The organism is Sulfitobacter sp. F26204, from assembly GCF_026410305.1.
Classification (GTDB): domain Bacteria; phylum Pseudomonadota; class Alphaproteobacteria; order Rhodobacterales; family Rhodobacteraceae; genus Sulfitobacter.
In genome coordinates this window covers 290,507-307,203 of record NZ_JAPMLQ010000002.1, presented here as the reverse complement: position 1 = coordinate 307,203, position 16,697 = coordinate 290,507, and the positions used below count along the sequence as shown (strand labels likewise).

General features: G+C 58.0%; 13 protein-coding genes. 6 read left to right on the top strand and 7 right to left on the bottom strand.

Translation table 11 applies throughout. The features are described from left to right. Nucleotides 1-11 precede the first annotated feature (11 nt). The 4 genes from ileS to OS190_RS05400 form a co-directional block, all read right to left on the bottom strand. Nucleotides 12-3,029, bottom strand: coding sequence for an isoleucine--tRNA ligase (gene ileS, locus OS190_RS05415; protein WP_267157648.1), 3,018 nt, complete (start codon nt 3,027-3,029; stop codon nt 12-14). A 263-nt stretch (nt 3,030-3,292) separates the two neighbouring features. Beyond that, nucleotides 3,293-4,291: a YcjF family protein gene (locus OS190_RS05410; protein WP_267157647.1), complete on the bottom strand. Its 999-nt coding sequence runs from the start codon at nt 4,289-4,291 to the stop codon at nt 3,293-3,295. After that, nucleotides 4,291-4,734: a GNAT family N-acetyltransferase gene (locus OS190_RS05405; RefSeq protein ID WP_267157646.1), complete on the bottom strand. Its 444-nt coding sequence runs from the start codon at nt 4,732-4,734 to the stop codon at nt 4,291-4,293. The genes OS190_RS05410 and OS190_RS05405 overlap by 1 nt, the downstream gene beginning before the upstream one ends. Further along, a complete protein-coding gene (locus OS190_RS05400; protein WP_267157645.1) occupies nt 4,731-6,146 on the bottom strand; it encodes a YcjX family GTP-binding protein in 1,416 nt (471 codons plus the stop codon). The genes OS190_RS05405 and OS190_RS05400 overlap by 4 nt, the downstream gene beginning before the upstream one ends. Nucleotides 6,147-6,237: 91 nt before the next feature. Here OS190_RS05400 and truA point away from each other — a divergent pair, with 91 nt between their 5' ends. Then, on the top strand, nt 6,238-7,020 hold the full coding sequence (gene truA / locus OS190_RS05395; RefSeq protein WP_267157644.1) for a tRNA pseudouridine(38-40) synthase TruA: 783 nt from the start codon (nt 6,238-6,240) through the stop codon (nt 7,018-7,020). Here truA and OS190_RS05390 read toward each other — a convergent pair. The 3 genes from OS190_RS05390 to OS190_RS05380 all read right to left on the bottom strand — a co-directional run bounded on the left by OS190_RS05390 (nt 7,017) and on the right by OS190_RS05380 (nt 10,193). Then, nucleotides 7,017-8,081, bottom strand: coding sequence for a 2-dehydropantoate 2-reductase (locus OS190_RS05390; RefSeq protein WP_267157643.1), 1,065 nt, complete (start codon nt 8,079-8,081; stop codon nt 7,017-7,019). The two genes, truA and OS190_RS05390, sit on opposite strands and share 4 nt — an antisense overlap. Beyond that, on the bottom strand, nt 8,041-8,946 hold the full coding sequence (gene argF, locus OS190_RS05385) for an ornithine carbamoyltransferase (protein ID WP_267157642.1): 906 nt from the start codon (nt 8,944-8,946) through the stop codon (nt 8,041-8,043). The genes OS190_RS05390 and argF overlap by 41 nt, the downstream gene beginning before the upstream one ends. A 71-nt stretch (nt 8,947-9,017) precedes the next feature. Beyond that, a complete protein-coding gene (locus OS190_RS05380) occupies nt 9,018-10,193 on the bottom strand; it encodes an aspartate aminotransferase family protein (RefSeq protein ID WP_267157641.1) in 1,176 nt (391 codons plus the stop codon). Between the two features lie 263 nt (nt 10,194-10,456). On the opposite strand from OS190_RS05380, the gene OS190_RS05375 reads away from it, so the two are divergent. The 5 genes from OS190_RS05375 to OS190_RS05355 all read left to right on the top strand — a co-directional run bounded on the left by OS190_RS05375 (nt 10,457) and on the right by OS190_RS05355 (nt 16,687). After that, nucleotides 10,457-11,365: a DMT family transporter gene (locus OS190_RS05375; RefSeq protein WP_267157640.1), complete on the top strand. Its 909-nt coding sequence runs from the start codon at nt 10,457-10,459 to the stop codon at nt 11,363-11,365. 102 nt (nt 11,366-11,467) lie between these two features. Further along, nucleotides 11,468-12,052 (top strand): GcrA family cell cycle regulator, encoded by a 585-nt coding sequence (locus OS190_RS05370; RefSeq protein ID WP_267157639.1) that lies wholly within the window; start codon nt 11,468-11,470, stop codon nt 12,050-12,052. Nucleotides 12,053-12,254: 202 nt separating this feature from the next. Beyond that, nucleotides 12,255-13,871 (top strand): thiamine pyrophosphate-binding protein, encoded by a 1,617-nt coding sequence (locus OS190_RS05365; RefSeq protein ID WP_267157638.1) that lies wholly within the window; start codon nt 12,255-12,257, stop codon nt 13,869-13,871. Further along, nucleotides 13,858-15,063 (top strand): CaiB/BaiF CoA transferase family protein, encoded by a 1,206-nt coding sequence (locus tag OS190_RS05360; RefSeq protein ID WP_267157637.1) that lies wholly within the window; start codon nt 13,858-13,860, stop codon nt 15,061-15,063. The genes OS190_RS05365 and OS190_RS05360 overlap by 14 nt, the downstream gene beginning before the upstream one ends. A gap of 274 nt (nt 15,064-15,337) precedes the next feature. Continuing rightward, complete coding sequence (locus OS190_RS05355) at nt 15,338-16,687, top strand: tetratricopeptide repeat protein (protein ID WP_267157636.1); 1,350 nt, start codon at nt 15,338-15,340, stop codon at nt 16,685-16,687. Nucleotides 16,688-16,697 lie beyond the last annotated feature (10 nt).

The window sequence follows — 16,697 nt, the reverse complement described above, 5'->3', positions numbered from 1 at the left end:
GAACTATGGTTTTACGCATTTTCCCCTGAGCTGAGGTCGGACACCGCCGCATCACAACGTCCGCAGACGCCTTCGTGTTTATGCGTCCCCACATCCGGCAGAACCTTCCAACAACGTGCACATTTCGCCCCTTGCGCCTTGCCAAAGACCACCGAAACACCCTCTACTTCTGGCATCACAAAGGCACCCTCGGGCGCAGCATCGCCGCTGATTGTCACATCTGAAGTGATGCTGACATCCTCGAAGGACACGCTTTCCAAGGCTTCCCGTTGTTCCGCATCCGCGACATAGACAGTTGGTGCCGCTTCCAAGGAGGCACCGATCACCTTGTCAACCCGCTGGACCTCAAGTGCCGCGGTAACAACCCGCCGTGCCGCCCGAACCTTGGCCCATTTCGATGCCAGATCTGGGTTAAGCCACTCACTGGGTGTATCCGGAATATCCGCCAGATGAACAGAGCTGCCCTCCCCTGGGAACCGCTCCAGCCAGACTTCTTCCATGGTGAATACCAGCACCGGTGCCAACCATGTGGTCAGTCGGTGGAACAGAATATCCAACACCGATCGCGCAGCACGACGTCGCAGGGTATCGCCGTCACAATACAACGCATCCTTGCGGATATCGAAATAAAAGGCGCTCAGATCAACGGTAGCAAAGGTGAATACCGCCTGGAATACGCCCTGGAAGTCGAACTTGGCATAACCATCCCGTACAACCTTATCCAACTCCGCCACGCGGTGCAGGATCAACCTCTCCAGTTCCGGCATATCCTGGGGTTCCACCCGGTCCGCTTCGCTGAAGTCGCTCAAAGAGCCCAACATATAACGCATCGTATTGCGCAAACGGCGATAGCTGTCAGCCACCCCTTTCAGGATCTCATCACCAATCCGCTGATCCTGCGTATAGTCGGTCTGCGCCACCCAGAGCCGCAGAATATCCGCGCCATATTGCTGCACAATTTTTTCCGGCACGATGGTGTTGCCGATGGATTTGGACATTTTCATGCCCTTCGCATCCAGCGTGAACCCATGCGTCACCACATTGCGGTAAGGTGCACGCCCGGTGGTGCCGACCGATTGCAACAGCGAGGAATGGAACCAGCCGCGATGCTGGTCAGTGCCTTCCATATAGACATCCGCGATACCGTCCTCGGTGCCGTCCTCGCGGTCGCGCAGGGTAAACGCATGGGTCGAGCCGGAGTCAAACCAGACATCCAGAATGTCTGTTACCTGGTCATATTCCGCAGGATCAACGATACCGCTCAGGAACCGCTCTTTCGCGCCGTCCTCATACCAGACATCCGCACCTTCGGCCTCGAATGCCTCGACGATACGGGCGTTCACTTCCGCATTGCGCAAAAGAAAGTTTTCATCCGTCGGCAACACTCCCTTGCGCGTGAAACAGGTCAGCGGCACCCCCCAGGCACGCTGACGGCTCAACACCCAGTCGGGCCGCGCCTCCATCATCGCATGCAGCCGGTTGCGCCCTGATTTCGGCGTCCAGTTCACATTGTCGATCTCTCTCAATGCCCGCTCGCGGATCGTCGTCCCGTGCATATCCTGCCCGTCGCCGACAGGTTTATCAATCGCGGCGAACCACTGTGGCGTGTTGCGGTAGATCACCGGTGCCTTGGAACGCCAGGAATGCGGATAGCTGTGCTTGATCTTGCCACGGGCGAGCAAACCATCCACCTCGACCAGCTTGTCGATCACGGCGGCGTTCGCATTCCCCTCCTTGCCATTCGGTTTGAGGATCGCCTTGCCACCGAAAAACGGCAGATCATCGCGGAATCGCCCGTCAGGGTTCACGTTGTAGGTGATAACCTGCTCCAACATGCCCAGATCGCGGTAAAGTTCGTATTCCTCCAAGCCGTGGGACGGCGCACAATGCACAAAGCCCGTGCCTTCTGTATCCGTCACGAAATCGGCAGCACGGAAATCACGGTTGTCATCCCATTCGCTATTGCTGCCTTCGGTGCCTGCCAAAGGATGCTTCAAGGTCATCCCGGCCAACTGCGCCGGCGTGACATCGCGTAGCCGCCGCCACTGACCCTCTTCCAGCCGCGCCCGCGCAAAGACATCCGCCGCCAGATTGTCGGCCAACAGGAAACGTTCCCCAGGTACCACCCAACATTCGTCGGGCGTCGCGGTCACCTCGTAAAGACCATAGGAAATGCTTTCTCCGAACACGACCGCCTTGTTCGATGGAATGGTCCAGGGCGTTGTTGTCCAGATCACCACATTTGCGCCAACAAAATCCTTCGCCGCCTCCGCTTCTGCCTCTATGACAGGCTGACGGTCCTCGACGGACCCTTCCTCCCCCCCCGTCATCAAGTCGTGCAGGGCAAAATCGGTCACCTCGAATTTCACCCAGATCGTGAAACTTTCCTTGTCGTGATACTCCACCTCAGCCTCGGCCAGCGCCGTCTGCTCTACCGGTGACCACATCACGGGCTTGGACCCCTGATACAAAGTCCCGTTCATCAGGAATTTCATGAACTCCTCGGCAATCACCCGCTCCGCATGGAAATCCATCGTCAGATACGGATCAGCCCAGTTGCCCTGCACGCCCAGCCGCTTGAACTCCTCGCGCTGCACGTCGACCCAACCAGCCGCAAATGCACGGCATTCGGCACGGAATTCGTTGATCGGCACCTCGTCCTTGTCACGGCCCTTCTTGCGGTACTGTTCCTCGATCTTCCATTCGATCGGCAAACCATGGCAATCCCAACCCGGGATATATCGCGCATCACGCCCCATCATCTGATGCGAACGCACGATCATGTCCTTGATCGTCTTGTTCAGCGCATGACCAATGTGCAGATGCCCGTTGGCGTAAGGAGGCCCGTCATGCAGCGTAAAGGGCGCACGGTTCTGTTTCTCGCGCAGACGCTCATAAACCCCGATCTTTTCCCAGCGCGCCAACCAATCAGGTTCGCGTTTAGGCAATCCTGCCCGCATCGGGAAATCGGTCTTTGGCAGGTTCAGCGTGGATTTATAGTCAAGGCTTTCAGGCGTATCGGCGCACATGTCAGGCGTCCTTCGGATTACAGGAGGATAAATAGGGTTCAAACGGTGCGAGCAACTCAAACACCTCTGCCCGGCGTCTCATCAACTCAGAGCGCCGGGGATATAATTCGAATAATGATGAAGCTCAGATGCGTCATACCGCGCTTATAGGCCTGGCCCACTGAGGCCACAAGCCCTTCCTCTTTTTGGCTTTAAATACCGCGGGAGTTTGAGGGCAGAGCCCTCAAATCATAGTGGCATGCAGGCTTGCCTGCACCTTTGGGTCAGCCTTTGCTAAACAGGCCACCCAAGGCCTCCTTGATGATCCGGCGTATCTTCGGCCTCTTTTCATCGGCAAAGGGCAGCGGCCGGCATACTTCCATCGCCGCAACACCCACTCGCGCGGTCAAGGCCCCGTTGACCAGCCCCTCGCCAAAACGTCGCGACAGTTTGGCCAATAGTGTCCCGCCCAGTATCGGTTCCAGCAGATCATCACCCACGGCCACCGCGCCAGTTGCCACCAGATGGCTCAACACCACGCGAGTCAGCCGCCACGAGCCAAAAAACCCGGATCGCCCGCCATAGATCTCGGCAATCCTGCGGATCATACGTAAATTCGCCGTGAGCGCGGCCGCCACATCCGCCAGTGCCAGGGGCACCAAAGCCGTAACCAAGGCGACTTGCCGCGCAGCCGCTTCCACTTCTCGTTTCGCGGCCTTGTCCAGCGGTCCCAGCAACTCCGCATCCGCCAAGGCAAGGAGTCCCTCCGCATCCAACTGGTCACCGCGCAGTTCGGCCAGCCTGTCACGCGCCCAGCGGGTTTCTTCCCGTCCCTTGTACAGGTTGACGAGCCGGTCCGTAACCGCCCGCGCTGCGCCCAGATCGTTCTGCGCCCGCGCCTCACCCGCCGCATGGCGCAATCCATCCAGGCGCGCCAGACGGCTGAAAGCCGCCAGTTCACGCATTGACAGCAAAAGCAAGACCACGACAAAGGCAATCAGCAATCCTGCCAATACCCAGCCCAGCAGGGGGGTGCGGGTCATCAAATCCGTCACGAAATTCCAGGTCGCAATCGATACAAAGGCCCCGACCAACGTAGCAAGAAGCCTCCAGAACCAACGCATCAGACGCGATGGCTTGCCTGTGGCCAGCTTCGCTGCCGCCTGCATCGCCTGGCCCTGTGGCACCGACTGGAGTACATCCGGCACCGGCGGAGCCTCGGTCACCGCCGGACGCGGTGCTGTATCGGCTTCAAGATCGAAAAGAACCGGTCCTCTCGCCACTATTCCGCCTCCCTGCGCCAGTGAAAGCGAATATCGGGTAAACCTTCGTCATTTCGCGCTCCGTTTGTACGCTCCTGTTCAGTAAACCCGTGTTTTTCATAGAAAGTCTGAGCGCGCAAATTGGCTTGAAAAGTCCACAACGTCAGCGCCGGATTGGCCCCCTGGAGGTGCTGCAACAAGGTCGATCCCAGGCCCTTTCCGCGTGCTTTTGCAGCGACATACAAGGCATCCAACGCGCCAGCGTCGCAGGCGGCAAAGCCCGCGACCTCTCCGTCAAGCATGGCAATGCTGACCCAGCCGCGTTCGATCATGACACCGGCATAGGCCACGTCCTCGGCCCCTGTATGCAGCTTTGGCATCCAGTCGGCCTCTTGGGCGAACTCTGTCAGGATCGCCCCGACCTTGCCCGCATCCGTGCTACGTGCTTCCCGAAGCTGGATCATAACCGATCTCCAATCAAAAATTCCGCCGCCCGGTCCAGCCGGATATGCGGTGGCCCGTCACCCGGTCTGAGGGCCAGTGGTGCCGGCGCAAAACGCATGACCTGATAATCCTGATCAAGCCATTTCATCGCGCCGCCCCGTGCAGGATTTAGAAGATGCGCAGGGTCCGACGGCAAGTCGCCAGGATAGAACGCAGCCTCCTTCCCCGTATCGAGCAAGGTTCCGCGGACCACATTCAATGGGGTGCCATCATGTTCCATCACAGCTTCGGTCGTTGCCCGCAAGGATGCGATCGCCATGGCGGCCGTACCGGCACCGACATATTGCGCGTGGTCGCGTGCCTCACGGATCAGTGCTTCCATGATGGCACTCAGCTTTCCATGTTGACTGTGGTGCAAATGATCTGCCTTGGTTGCCGCGAACAGGATCTTTTCAACCCTTTTGCCACCCAATAAATTCATCAGGAAAGAATTCCTGCCCGGCCGGAAAGCATTCAATATTTCGCGCATCGCCTGGCGCAGATCATCCACAGCCTGCGGGCCCTCATGAATTGCACCCAGCGCATCGACCAGGACAATCTGACGGTCGATCCGCGCAAAATGATCCCGAAAAAATGGCTGTACGACACGTTGTTTGTAGGCCTCGAAGCGCCGCGCCATTTCGCGATGCAGACTGCCCCTTCTGGCGCTTCCCTCAACCGGAATTGGGGCAAAGGTCAGCACCGGCGACCCCGCGAGGTCACCGGGTAACAAGAAACGCCCCGGCGTACAGTCCGAAAACCCCTCGCCGCGCGCTGCTTTCAGATAGGTTGCAAACTGTCTGGCCAGGTCCTGGGCAAGACTTTCCTCATGCTCAAGCAAAGGATTAACTTTGCCAATCAACTCCATGAACTCTTTGGCAGATTTCCGGTCCTTGATACGTGAAAGGGTTTCAGCAGACCAGTCTTCATAACTCTGGTTCATCAGGCCCAGATCAAGCAGCCATTCGCCCGGATAATCAACGATGTCCAGATGCACGGTGCGCAGCCCCTTGAGACCCGCAAGCAATCCATTGGGTCGCACCTTTAGCGACAACCGGAGTTCGGAAATGGCACGCGTACTTTCCGGCCAGTGCGGAGATTTGCCCGTCAGTGCGGCGAGGTGGGTCTCATAATCGAACCGCGGCAAGGTGTCATTTGGCTGGGGCTGCAAGAAGGCCGCTTCGATCCGCCCTTCACTTGCCGCAAGCAGACCCGGCATCCGCCCACGGTTCAACAAATTCGCCACCAAGGAGGTGATGAATACCGTCTTTCCAGACCGCGCAAGCCCCGTGACGCCCAAGCGGATCACCGGCTCGAACAACGTCTCGGACATTGTATCCTGCGCCGCTTCGATCTGACGCCAGATGCCATCGGCAATGCGAGTGATAACCAAGTCGGTATCCGCCTTTTTCAGTCTCTGCCTGTAACATAGGTTCGCGACTGGGGGATTGCCAGAAGCCATAACGCAGGCTAGAGCGCTGGCCATGCATCGCTTTGCCCTGAAAATCGAATACCACGGCGCGCCCTATGTGGGATGGCAACGTCAAACGGAACTGAAATCGGTGCAAGGCACCATCGAAGACGCTTTGGCAAAGATTGCTCCGGGCCCGCACATGATCGCCGCCGCCGGACGGACCGACAAGGGTGTTCATGCCCTCGGGCAGGTCGCCCATTGTGATCTGCAACGGAATTGGGACGTGTTCCGCCTGTCCGAGGCGTTGAACTATCATCTCAAGCCTGCACCGATCGCAATTGTGGAGTGTGCAGCTGTGTCCGAAAGCTTTCACGCAAGATACGCAGCCACTGAACGCCGCTATCTTTTTCGCATTCTCAGCCGTCGCGCACCTGTCACCCATCAGGCCGGACTGGTGTGGCAGGTCAAGAAGAAGCTGGATGTTGACGCCATGAAAGAAGCTGCATCGTTTTTGGTTGGAAAACATGACTTTACCACCTTTCGTTCAACCATTTGCCAGGCCGAAAGTCCGGTGAAAACGCTTGACCGGCTTGACATTAAACAGGTCGAAACACCAGCGGGGACCGAATATCACTTTGACGTTCGCGCCCGTTCCTTCCTGCACAACCAGGTGCGCAGCTTTATCGGATCCCTTGAACGGGTCGGGACCGGATCATGGACTCCGCAGAATGTGAAATCAGCACTGGAGGCCCGTGATCGGGCAGCCTGCGGACCGGTCAGCCCACCACATGGGCTCTATCTTGCACATGTAACCTATCCTGATGATCCGTTTGGCCAGAGGCCCGAACCTTAACCCTTGGGATGCTCGTATTCTGCCAACTCACGTCGCAAAGCCTGGGGTGTGAGGTTGGGCAAACCCTCTCCCGCCAGTTCCGCCGTGCGCATCACATCATACACCATTGCATTGATTGGCGTCGCCATACCCTGCGCCGCCCCCATCCGCATGATCTCGCCCTGGAGCGAGTCGATTTCGGTGGATCGACCCTCCATGAGGTCATATGACATCGAAAGACGTGCCTGCGGGTCGATCTTGAGCATCGCTGCTGCTACGCGGGTGAACAATCCCGTCGGTAGCCGCAACACCCATGGGATCATCGCCACCGAAACCGGTGTAGAAGTCACCGGCCGGATCCCCTGACGTTGAATAACCGTCAGTGCCTCGACCCATTGATCGGCCATCAGCTTGCGCCAGTTGCGGTCCCTGAGCTGTCGTTGCAGCGGCAAACCACTGAGTGCATTCAACGCATTGTTGAGGTTCAGCAGCAGCTTCCCCCATTGCACGTTCTCTATCTCGCGGCTTTCTGCACAGGGCAATCCTGGCACAGACATGAGTTGCGCCAGATCGCCCGGTCCCGCCTCGATCACAATATCGCCTTCAACTGCGCGGTGATAACACCCCTGCCCCATGGGCACGATGTTAAAAGGAACCATCCCCGCGCGTACATCCCTGGCCGGCAGCAGTTCGCGCAGCTTTGTCCCGTTGAAAAGACCGTTTTGCAGGCTGATGATCTTGGCGGCACGGGCCGCATGGCGGTCGATCAGGTCGCCCAGCGTTGTGGTATCGCGTGATTTGACGGTCACTAACACGATATCCGCACAGTCCAGACACTTCGGGTCTTCGCTGATGCCAATTGCATCCGCAGCAACATTCACCGCCATCCCCTCAAGATCGGTCAGGGTCAGCCCGTGGGTACGAATTTCCGCTGCGATTCGCGGGCGCACCAACAGCGTGACGTCATGTCCCGCAGCCGCAAGAAGCCCCCCCACAAAACAGCCGACCGAGCCAGCGCCCGCAACAACGATATGTGGGTCGTCATTTACCAAGGCAGTGACGCATAACTGCTTTTTGCGCATGCAGACGGTTCTCTGCCTCGTCAAAGATCACAGAATGCGGGCCATCCATCACCGCCGATGTCGCTTCGTCCTCGCGGTGGGCGGGCAAACAATGCATGAACAACGCGTCCGGTTTGGCCTTGGCCATCAAGGATTCATTTACCTGATAGCCCCGCAACTGGTTGTGGCGCCGTTCGCGGGCAGATTGTGGATCATGCATGGAAACCCAGGTATCCGTCACGACCAGATCCGCCCCCAGCACTGCCGCATGAGGATCACGTTCGATCGAGTACATGCCTTGCAGCGCCGGTTCCGGGTCAAGCGGCGGCGGACCGGTGAACACCAACTCAAAATCGAATTGCTGAGCGGCATGGGCAAAACTGGCAAAAACGTTGTTGCCGTCGCCCGACCAAACGACTTTTTTACCTTTGATCGGACCGTTATGTTCTTCGAAGGTCATGATATCGGCCATGATCTGACAGGGGTGACTACGGTTGGTCAGCCCGTTGATGACCGGAACGCTGGCATATTCAGCCATGTCGAGCAAGGTTTGTTCCTCAAATGTGCGTATCATGATCAGATCGACATACCGGCTCAGCACACGCGCGGTATCAGCAATGGTTTCGCCGTGGCCCAACTGCATGTCAGCACCCGACAGCACCATTGTCTGACCACCCATCTGACGGACCCCCACATCAAAGGACACTCGGGTACGGGTCGAGGGTTTTTCAAAAATCAAGGCAACCATGTGGTCCTTCAGCGGCAAATCATCATCTGGCGCACCCTTGGGCCGCTCCTTTCGCGCGGCCTTCATGGTAAGTGCATCGTCAATAATCTTGCGCAGGTCGGTTTCGGGCGTGGTATGAATATCCAGGAAATGTGTCATCGGTTGCTTTTCAATTGCACCGTAACGCCTGCCGGACGGGCAGCACTACGGAATATTAGGCCAAAAAGAGGTTAAGAAGTGGAAAGCGTCGCTGCGGCGGCGTCCAATCGTTTCACAGCCTCGGCGATTTCATCGTCGGAGATGGTAAGCGGCGGCACAAGTCGCACGACTTGATCAGCGGCCGGCACGGTAATGACTTCTTGAGCGTAGCCCGCATTGACCACATCACCGGGTGCAACCTTGCATTTGAGGCCCAACATCAGGCCTGAACCACGCACTTCTTCGAAAACATCCGGATGTCCCGCCACAAGCCCTTCCAGCTTTTGACGAAGCAAACCTGCCTTTCGGGTGACTTCGGTCAGGAAGGCTGGATCAGTCACCACGTCCAGCACAGCGCAGCCCACTGCACATCCAAGCGGATTGCCGCCATAGGTTGAGCCATGGGTGCCGGCGGTCATGCCGGAGGCGGCATTTTCGGTAGCGAGCACGCAGCCAAGCGGAAAGCCCCCACCGATGCCTTTTGCAACCATCATGATGTCTGGCGTGATGCCGGTCCATTCGTGAGCAAACAATTTGCCTGTGCGTCCAACCCCACATTGCACCTCGTCCAGGATCAACAACAGGCCATGTGTATCGCAAAGATCGCGCAGCCCTCTGAGGCTGGCATCTGGCAGAGGTCGGATGCCGCCTTCGCCCTGGATGGGTTCGACCATGATCGCACAGGTCTTGTCCGTAATTGCAGCAGTCAGGGCGTCTTGATCGTCAAAGGGCAGATGCACGAAACCGCCCAGCAACGGGCCAAAGCCCTTGGTCATCTTCTCTGAACCCGCCGCAGCGATGCCCGCCGCGGAGCGCCCGTGAAACGCACCGTCGAAGGTGATGATCTCAACCCTTTCTGGCTGTTCCTTGTCATAAAAGTGTTTCCGGGCCATTTTCACGGCCAACTCACAGGCCTCGGTGCCGGAGTTGGTAAAGAACACCGTATCGGCAAAGCTGTTTTCGACCAGGCGATCCGCCAGCGCCTGCTGCTGAGGAATTTGATAAAGGTTGGACGTATGCCACAATTGTCCTGCCTGCGTCGTAAGCGCCTCCACCAATGCTGGGTGCGCATGGCCCAGCGCATTGACGGCAATGCCGGCACCGAGATCCAGAAAACGTCGGCCATCCGCCTCTGTCAGCCACGAGCCTGCACCGGAGACAAAGGTCATCGGGGCACGGGAATAGGTTGGCAGAACGGAAGAGATCATCAGGATCATCCTTTTAAAGAGCCGCTAAAGGGGCAGGAGGCCACGGGCGGCGTGTCGGGTCAAGTGGGTTCAGGAATGGTGCAATGCACCGGGATCAGACCTGCGTCTTGCGGGTCACGACACTTCAGGCTCGGGCTTGACGTCGTCGGGACAGGATATGTCTATGCGTGATCATGCGGACTACATAGGGTCAAGATGCTCTTTTGCATAGCCTAAAATTTGCGGGTCTTGAAGCGCCCCTTCAATCGGCGCATAGCTGACACATGTATCGTCCCAAGAGCCAAGACAACGCAACTGCTGCCCTGATGATTGCAGCCGCCACCGGTTTTATTGCTGCGACGACACTGATCGCCAAAACCTTGGGCAGCGACACAATGGGGCCCGCGCTACACCCACTGCAAATCAGCCATGGCCGGTTCCTGTTCGCCTTTGCCGGGTTGTGCAGCGCCGCACTGATTCTACGCCCCCGCATCAACGCGCCGCATTGGGCCTTGCATCTTGCGCGTACCTCTTGCGGTTGGGCTGGCGTGACACTGATGTTTGCCTCGGTTGCCTATATTCCGCTTGCTGATGCGACAGCGATCACATTTCTCAACCCGGTATTTGCGATGATCCTTGCAATTCCCCTGCTGGGTGAAAAAGTCGGTCGGGTCCGGTGGTCGGCAGCCGCTCTTGCCTTTGCCGGGGCGCTGGTCCTGCTGCGCCCGACGCCTGCCAGTTTCCAGCCGGCAGCCTTGCTGGCCCTGGCGGCGGCCGCGCTCATGGGGCTTGAACTGATCTTTATCAAGAAACTGGCGGGACAGGAAAATCCGTTCCAGATCTTATTATTCAACAACGGGTTGGGTCTGATTATCGCCAGTCTTGCCATGCTGCCGGTCTGGCAACCGCCAACAGCTGCACAGTGGATTTTGCTGATCGCCATCGGTCTGTGCATGGCGACAGCCCAGACCTTTTTCGTCAACGCCATGGCACGTGCCGAAGCGAGTTTCGTCGCCCCCTTCAGCTATGCAACACTTCTCTTTGCCGCTCTTTACGATGTGTTGTTCTTTGCCGTCATACCCGATTCCGTGACCTATCTCGGTGCCGGCACGATCATTTCCGGCGCCGTCCTGCTGGCCTTGCGTGAGGCCCGACTGAAACCCGGCGTCACTGCGCCCAAGATCACGCAATAACGTATCCTCCCTTGCGCGTGGACGCTGAAGGTTTAGTATGGGGACTTGAAATTGCGTGAGCGGTCCTCGGTGGGGGCCGTTTTTTAACAAGAAAGACCCAAGATGTCCTGGACCGATGACCGCGTTGAAACGCTGAAGAAAATGTGGGGCGAAGGCCAGTCCGCAAGCCAGATCGCCAAGGAATTGGGCGGTGTCACGCGCAACGCCGTAATTGGCAAAGTGCATCGTTTGGGCCTGTCCAACCGTGCCACCACAAGCACTGCCGCCAAGGCAGAGACCAAGCCCAAGGCCAAGCCGGCACCAAAAGCCGAAACAAAGCAGCCCAAACCCAAGGCCGAGCCGAAGAAAGACGGCCCGATCATGCAGACCGTGGCCGCTGCGCCGCCCAGATCGACGTTGCCCGCCCGCAAACAAATCATCCCGGCCGGCCAACCCCTGCCGCCGCAACCCTCTGCCAACGAAATTTCGCCAGAGGCCTTGGCCAAGGTCAACGAGGTCGAGAAGAAGGCCAAAAAAATCGGCCTTATGGAATTGACCGAACGGACCTGCAAATGGCCAGTCGGCGATCCCGCGACCGAAGATTTCTGGTTCTGCGGCTTACCTGTAAAACAAGGCAAGCCATATTGCGAAGCGCATGTTGGCGTCGCTTTCCAGCCAATGTCGTCACGTCGCGACCGTCGCCGCTGAGGGCATTTTCCTCACATGAGCGGCGCTCGGTCTTTGGGTAAAACCCCGGCCCGCGAACAGATGCAGGCAACACATGCCCTGACAGCCTTGATGCAGGCCGCGCCAAAGGTCGGATTGTGCCTGCAACATTACCACAAGACTATGATTTGCACATTGTCCAAAGGCGTGCTTCATCTGTGGGGCAACCAGAAAAGGCCTTGCTATGCCAGAAATGATCCGTGCCGCTGACGCTCTGGCACGCCGACTTTATGCTGCCGGTTGTCGTATGGCATTCGGCATGCCGGGAGGCGAAGTCCTCACAGTGATAGATGCACTTGAAGCGGCTGGCATCCGGTTTGTCCTCGCCAAACACGAGAATGCTGCAGGGTTCATGGCCGAAGGTGTACACCACCGCGATCACGCCCCGGCGATTCTTGTCGGCACCATTGGACCGGGCACGTTGAACGCAGTCAACACTGTCGCCAATGCTTTGCAGGATCAGGTACCCTTGATCGTATTGTCAGGCTGCATGGATCCCGATGAGAAAGAGCGATATACTCACCAAGTCGTCAATCAACAGGCTGTATTCCGTCCGATTACCAAAGCCAGTTTTAGTCTGAATGCCGGTGCCGCCCATACCGTTGCAGACAAGGCCGTCAGCATCGCAACCGAAGGGCGCATGGGCCCTGTCCACATCGACATTCCGATCTCGGTCGCTGAGACACAAGTGCCTGAAACTCCAACGATCTGTCGGGTTTCCGCTTCTGTCACGGTGCCTTCTGGTGCTGACCTAGCCACAGCACGGGGATGGCTGGAAACCGCGCGGCGTCCAGTGATGATCGTCGGCATCGACGCGTTGAACCAGCATGCCGAAAATGCTGTGATCACCTGTGCTGAAGATCACAACATTCCCGTTATCACGACCTACAAGGCCAAGGGCATCCTGCCCGAAGATCATGCGTTGTCTTTGGGGGGCGCGGGTCTGTCACCCTTGGCTGACAGCCACCTGCTGCCATTTGTGCAAACCGCGGATTTGATCCTTTGTGTCGGATATGACCCCATAGAAATGCGCCCCGGTTGGCGCGACGTCTGGGATCCAACCCGACAGAACGTGATCGACATCACCGCCCTGCCCAACCACCATCATATGCATCAGGCAACACTTAACTTTGTTGCGGATTGCGCTGCAACGTTGCATGCACTCAGTGATGGGCTGGATGTTCAGGAAACCTGGCCGGAAGGCGAGATTTACAAACTCAAGCGCGCCCTTCGGTCTTCGTTTCCAACCGACGAAGACTGGGGACCGGCCGCCATAATTGATACTTGCCGCAAGATCCTGCCACGCGATACGATTGCCTCGGTCGACAGCGGTGCCCACCGGATCCTGTTGTCCCAGATGTGGGAAAGCTATGCGCCCCGCGACCTAATGCAATCATCTGCGCTGTGTACAATGGGGTGCGCGGTTCCGCTGGCCATCGGCGCAAAACTTGCCGCGTCTGACCGCCCGGTTGTGTCCTTTTCCGGCGATGCGGGTTTCCTGATGGTCGCAGGCGAACTCGCCACAGCAGCCGAATTGGGCCTTGCTCCGATCTTTGTGGTTTTTGTGGATTCCTCGCTTGCCCTGATCGAAAAGAAACAGCGCGAGCGCCAACTGGCCAACATCGGGGTGGATTTCGCACAACATAACTTTGCCGCGATGGGGGTGGCCTTTGGCGGAGCCGGCGTCACTGTTCGCAGCCGCGAGGCGCTGGAAACAGCACTGCAGGATGCATTGCTGGCTGACAGGTTCACAGTCATCGCCGCCATCATAGATCCGGGGGCTTATGATGGCCGTCTCTAAGGGGGCCTTGGACGGCCTGTTTGTTCTCGACCTGAGCCGTATATTGGCCGGCCCGACCTGCACACAGCTTTTGGGCGATTTGGGCGCGACGGTGATCAAGGTGGAAAACCCTAAAACCGGCGGTGATGACACCCGTGGCTGGGGGCCGGTCTACGCCAGAGATATTGACGGTACTGCATCAGACCTGTCCGCATATTTCATGGCGGCGAACCGCAACAAACGTTCCATCGCTGTCGATATGGCCGATCCCGAAGGCCAGCGGATTCTGCGCCATCTGGCCGCACGCGCTGACATTGTGATTGAGAACTTCAAGCCCGACGGCTTGATGAAATACGGGCTGGATCACGCTACCTTGCGAAAGACGCATCCGGCATTGGTTTACTGCTCGATCTCGGGCTATGGCCAGACTGGTCCAAACCGCAACAAGCCGGGATATGACCTGATGGCGCAAGGGTTTGGCGGAATCATGTCGATCACCGGCGCCCCCGATGGCGCGCCGATGAAAGTGGGAGTCGGCATCGCAGATGTGATGTGCGGCATGTATGCGACCATTGGCATACTCGCAGCGATACGCCATCGCGACCAGACGGGAGAAGGCCAGCACATCGACCTCTCGCTTGTGGATACCTCGATGGCGTGGCTGATCAATGAGGGTACGAATTTCCTTACTTCCGGCAGCCTCCCTGAACGGCGCGGCAATGCCCATCCCAACATCGTGCCCTATGACACCTTTGAATGTGCAGATGGTCACATTCTGTTGGCCGTTGGCAACGATGCACAGTTTGCACGTTATTGTGATGCGCTGGACCTGGGTGCAACCGCGGCTGATCCTCGCTTTGGAACCAACCTTGCCCGGATTGAAAACCGCGATGCCCTGATGCGCCTAATTCGCCCCGCCATGCAGGCGCTGTCCAAGGACGATTTGCTTGCCAGACTGACAGCCGTCGGTGTCCCCTGTGGCCCGATCAATACAATCGGTGATGCATTGAGGTCGGTTCAGGCACAGGCCCGCGGTGCCGTGATCGATGTGCCCCGACCAGACATTGATACAGGCCGGGTCAGCCTTTTAGGTAATCCCCTCAAGTTTTCTGCGACCCCTGTGACCTACCACCGGCCGCCACCGCGTTTTGGCGAGGATACCGCAGAAGTTCTTGAAACATGGGGCCCTGATGGCAGTGAAAACGACCCATGACTGTCTGAAGGCGCGGACGATCATGGATCATTTCACGCTTTCACCCCAGCAAAATTGAAACAACTTACACGAAGTCTCTCTTCTGCTTCACGTTGACGTGTGACCTCCGCGATCCCCATTTTGCGGGGCCGGAAATCCGCGTATCTCTGTCATGGTCAACATTTGCCCTGATGCCGGGACCAATGACGGGTGACATTCGGCGCGGCCTGATACCTCAGGCAAAACGCGCGTTACCCGATGGTCGGTTTGTGACCTAACGCGAAAGGCCTGCGCCATGAAACACGACATCTGTAACGCGCCTGTGTCTCTGGATGAACCCGCAAGCCTGGAAAACTGGAACAGCATGGTCCGCGCATTTCTGGCGCATAAACCAAGCACCCCTCAACACCTGGCTGCCGTCCTTGAGGCCGAACCCGGCTTTGTCATGGGCCTTGCTGCGCGCGGATTGTTTTCGCTGATGATGGGTCGTGCCGAAATGTGGCAGATCGCCCAGGACGCCCAAAGCGCCGCCCATATCGCCGCCGCGCAACAAGCAATATCCCCGCGGGAAACGCTCTGGCTCAACGCCCTTGACGCCTGGCTTGCCGACAGCCTGACCGCTGCCGTAGCTGCGCTTGAGCAGGTGCTCGACACCTACCCGCAGGATACGCTGACAGCCAAAACCAGCCATGCGATCAACTTTATTCTGGGCAATGCCACCGGCATGCGTGTCTCCATCGAAAGGGTGTTGCCGGCACATGGCGCGGATCACCCTTTGCGCGGCTATATGCTGGGATGTCATGCCTTCACACTTGAGGAAACCGGCGACTATGCCAAGGCGGAGCTGACAGGACGCGCCGGGCTCAGCTATGCGCCTGATGACGCCTGGGGGTTGCATGCCGTGGCCCATGTCCATGACATGCGGGCTGAACCAGATGCTGGCATCACTTTGATTGAAGACCACAAGAGCGCATGGGAAGGCTCTAACAACTTTCGGTACCACGTCTGGTGGCACAAAGCCCTGCTGCACCTGGATCGTGGCGAACATGAGGTCGCGCTTGCCCTTTATGACAGCCAGATCCGTGCTGACAGAACCGACGATTATCGTGACATTGCCAATGCAACATCGTTGTTGATGCGGCTCGAACTGGAGGGAACCGAAACCGGCGACCGCTGGAACGAACTGGGTGCATTGGCCGAAAACCGTATCGACGATGGTTGCGTGGTCTTTGCCGACCTGCACTATCAATTGGCCCTTGCCGGCGCGGCCAAGGGGGAAGCCGCCGAGGCCATGAGCGCACGCTTTGCCCGTGACGCCCGCCAGTCCGGTGACATGGCGCAGCGTATTTTCGATCCGGGGCTTGCCGCGCTCGCCGGACTGAATGCTTTTGCCGAAGGCAGATATGGCGATGCCTTTGTGCAATTGGCGAAAGCCCGCCCAAAAATGCAAAGCATCGGCGGAAGTCATGCGCAACGCGACGTGTTCGAGCGAATGACCATTGACGCAGCTCTGCGCGCAGGTCATTTCGACGCAGCCGAAGATATGCTGCGTCAACGTCTGGCTCTGCGTTCCGGGCATGAGGACCGTTTTAACGCCACCCGCTTTGATCAATTGTCGCATGCGCGACGCATTCCCGCTGAGTAAGGTTCAGGAC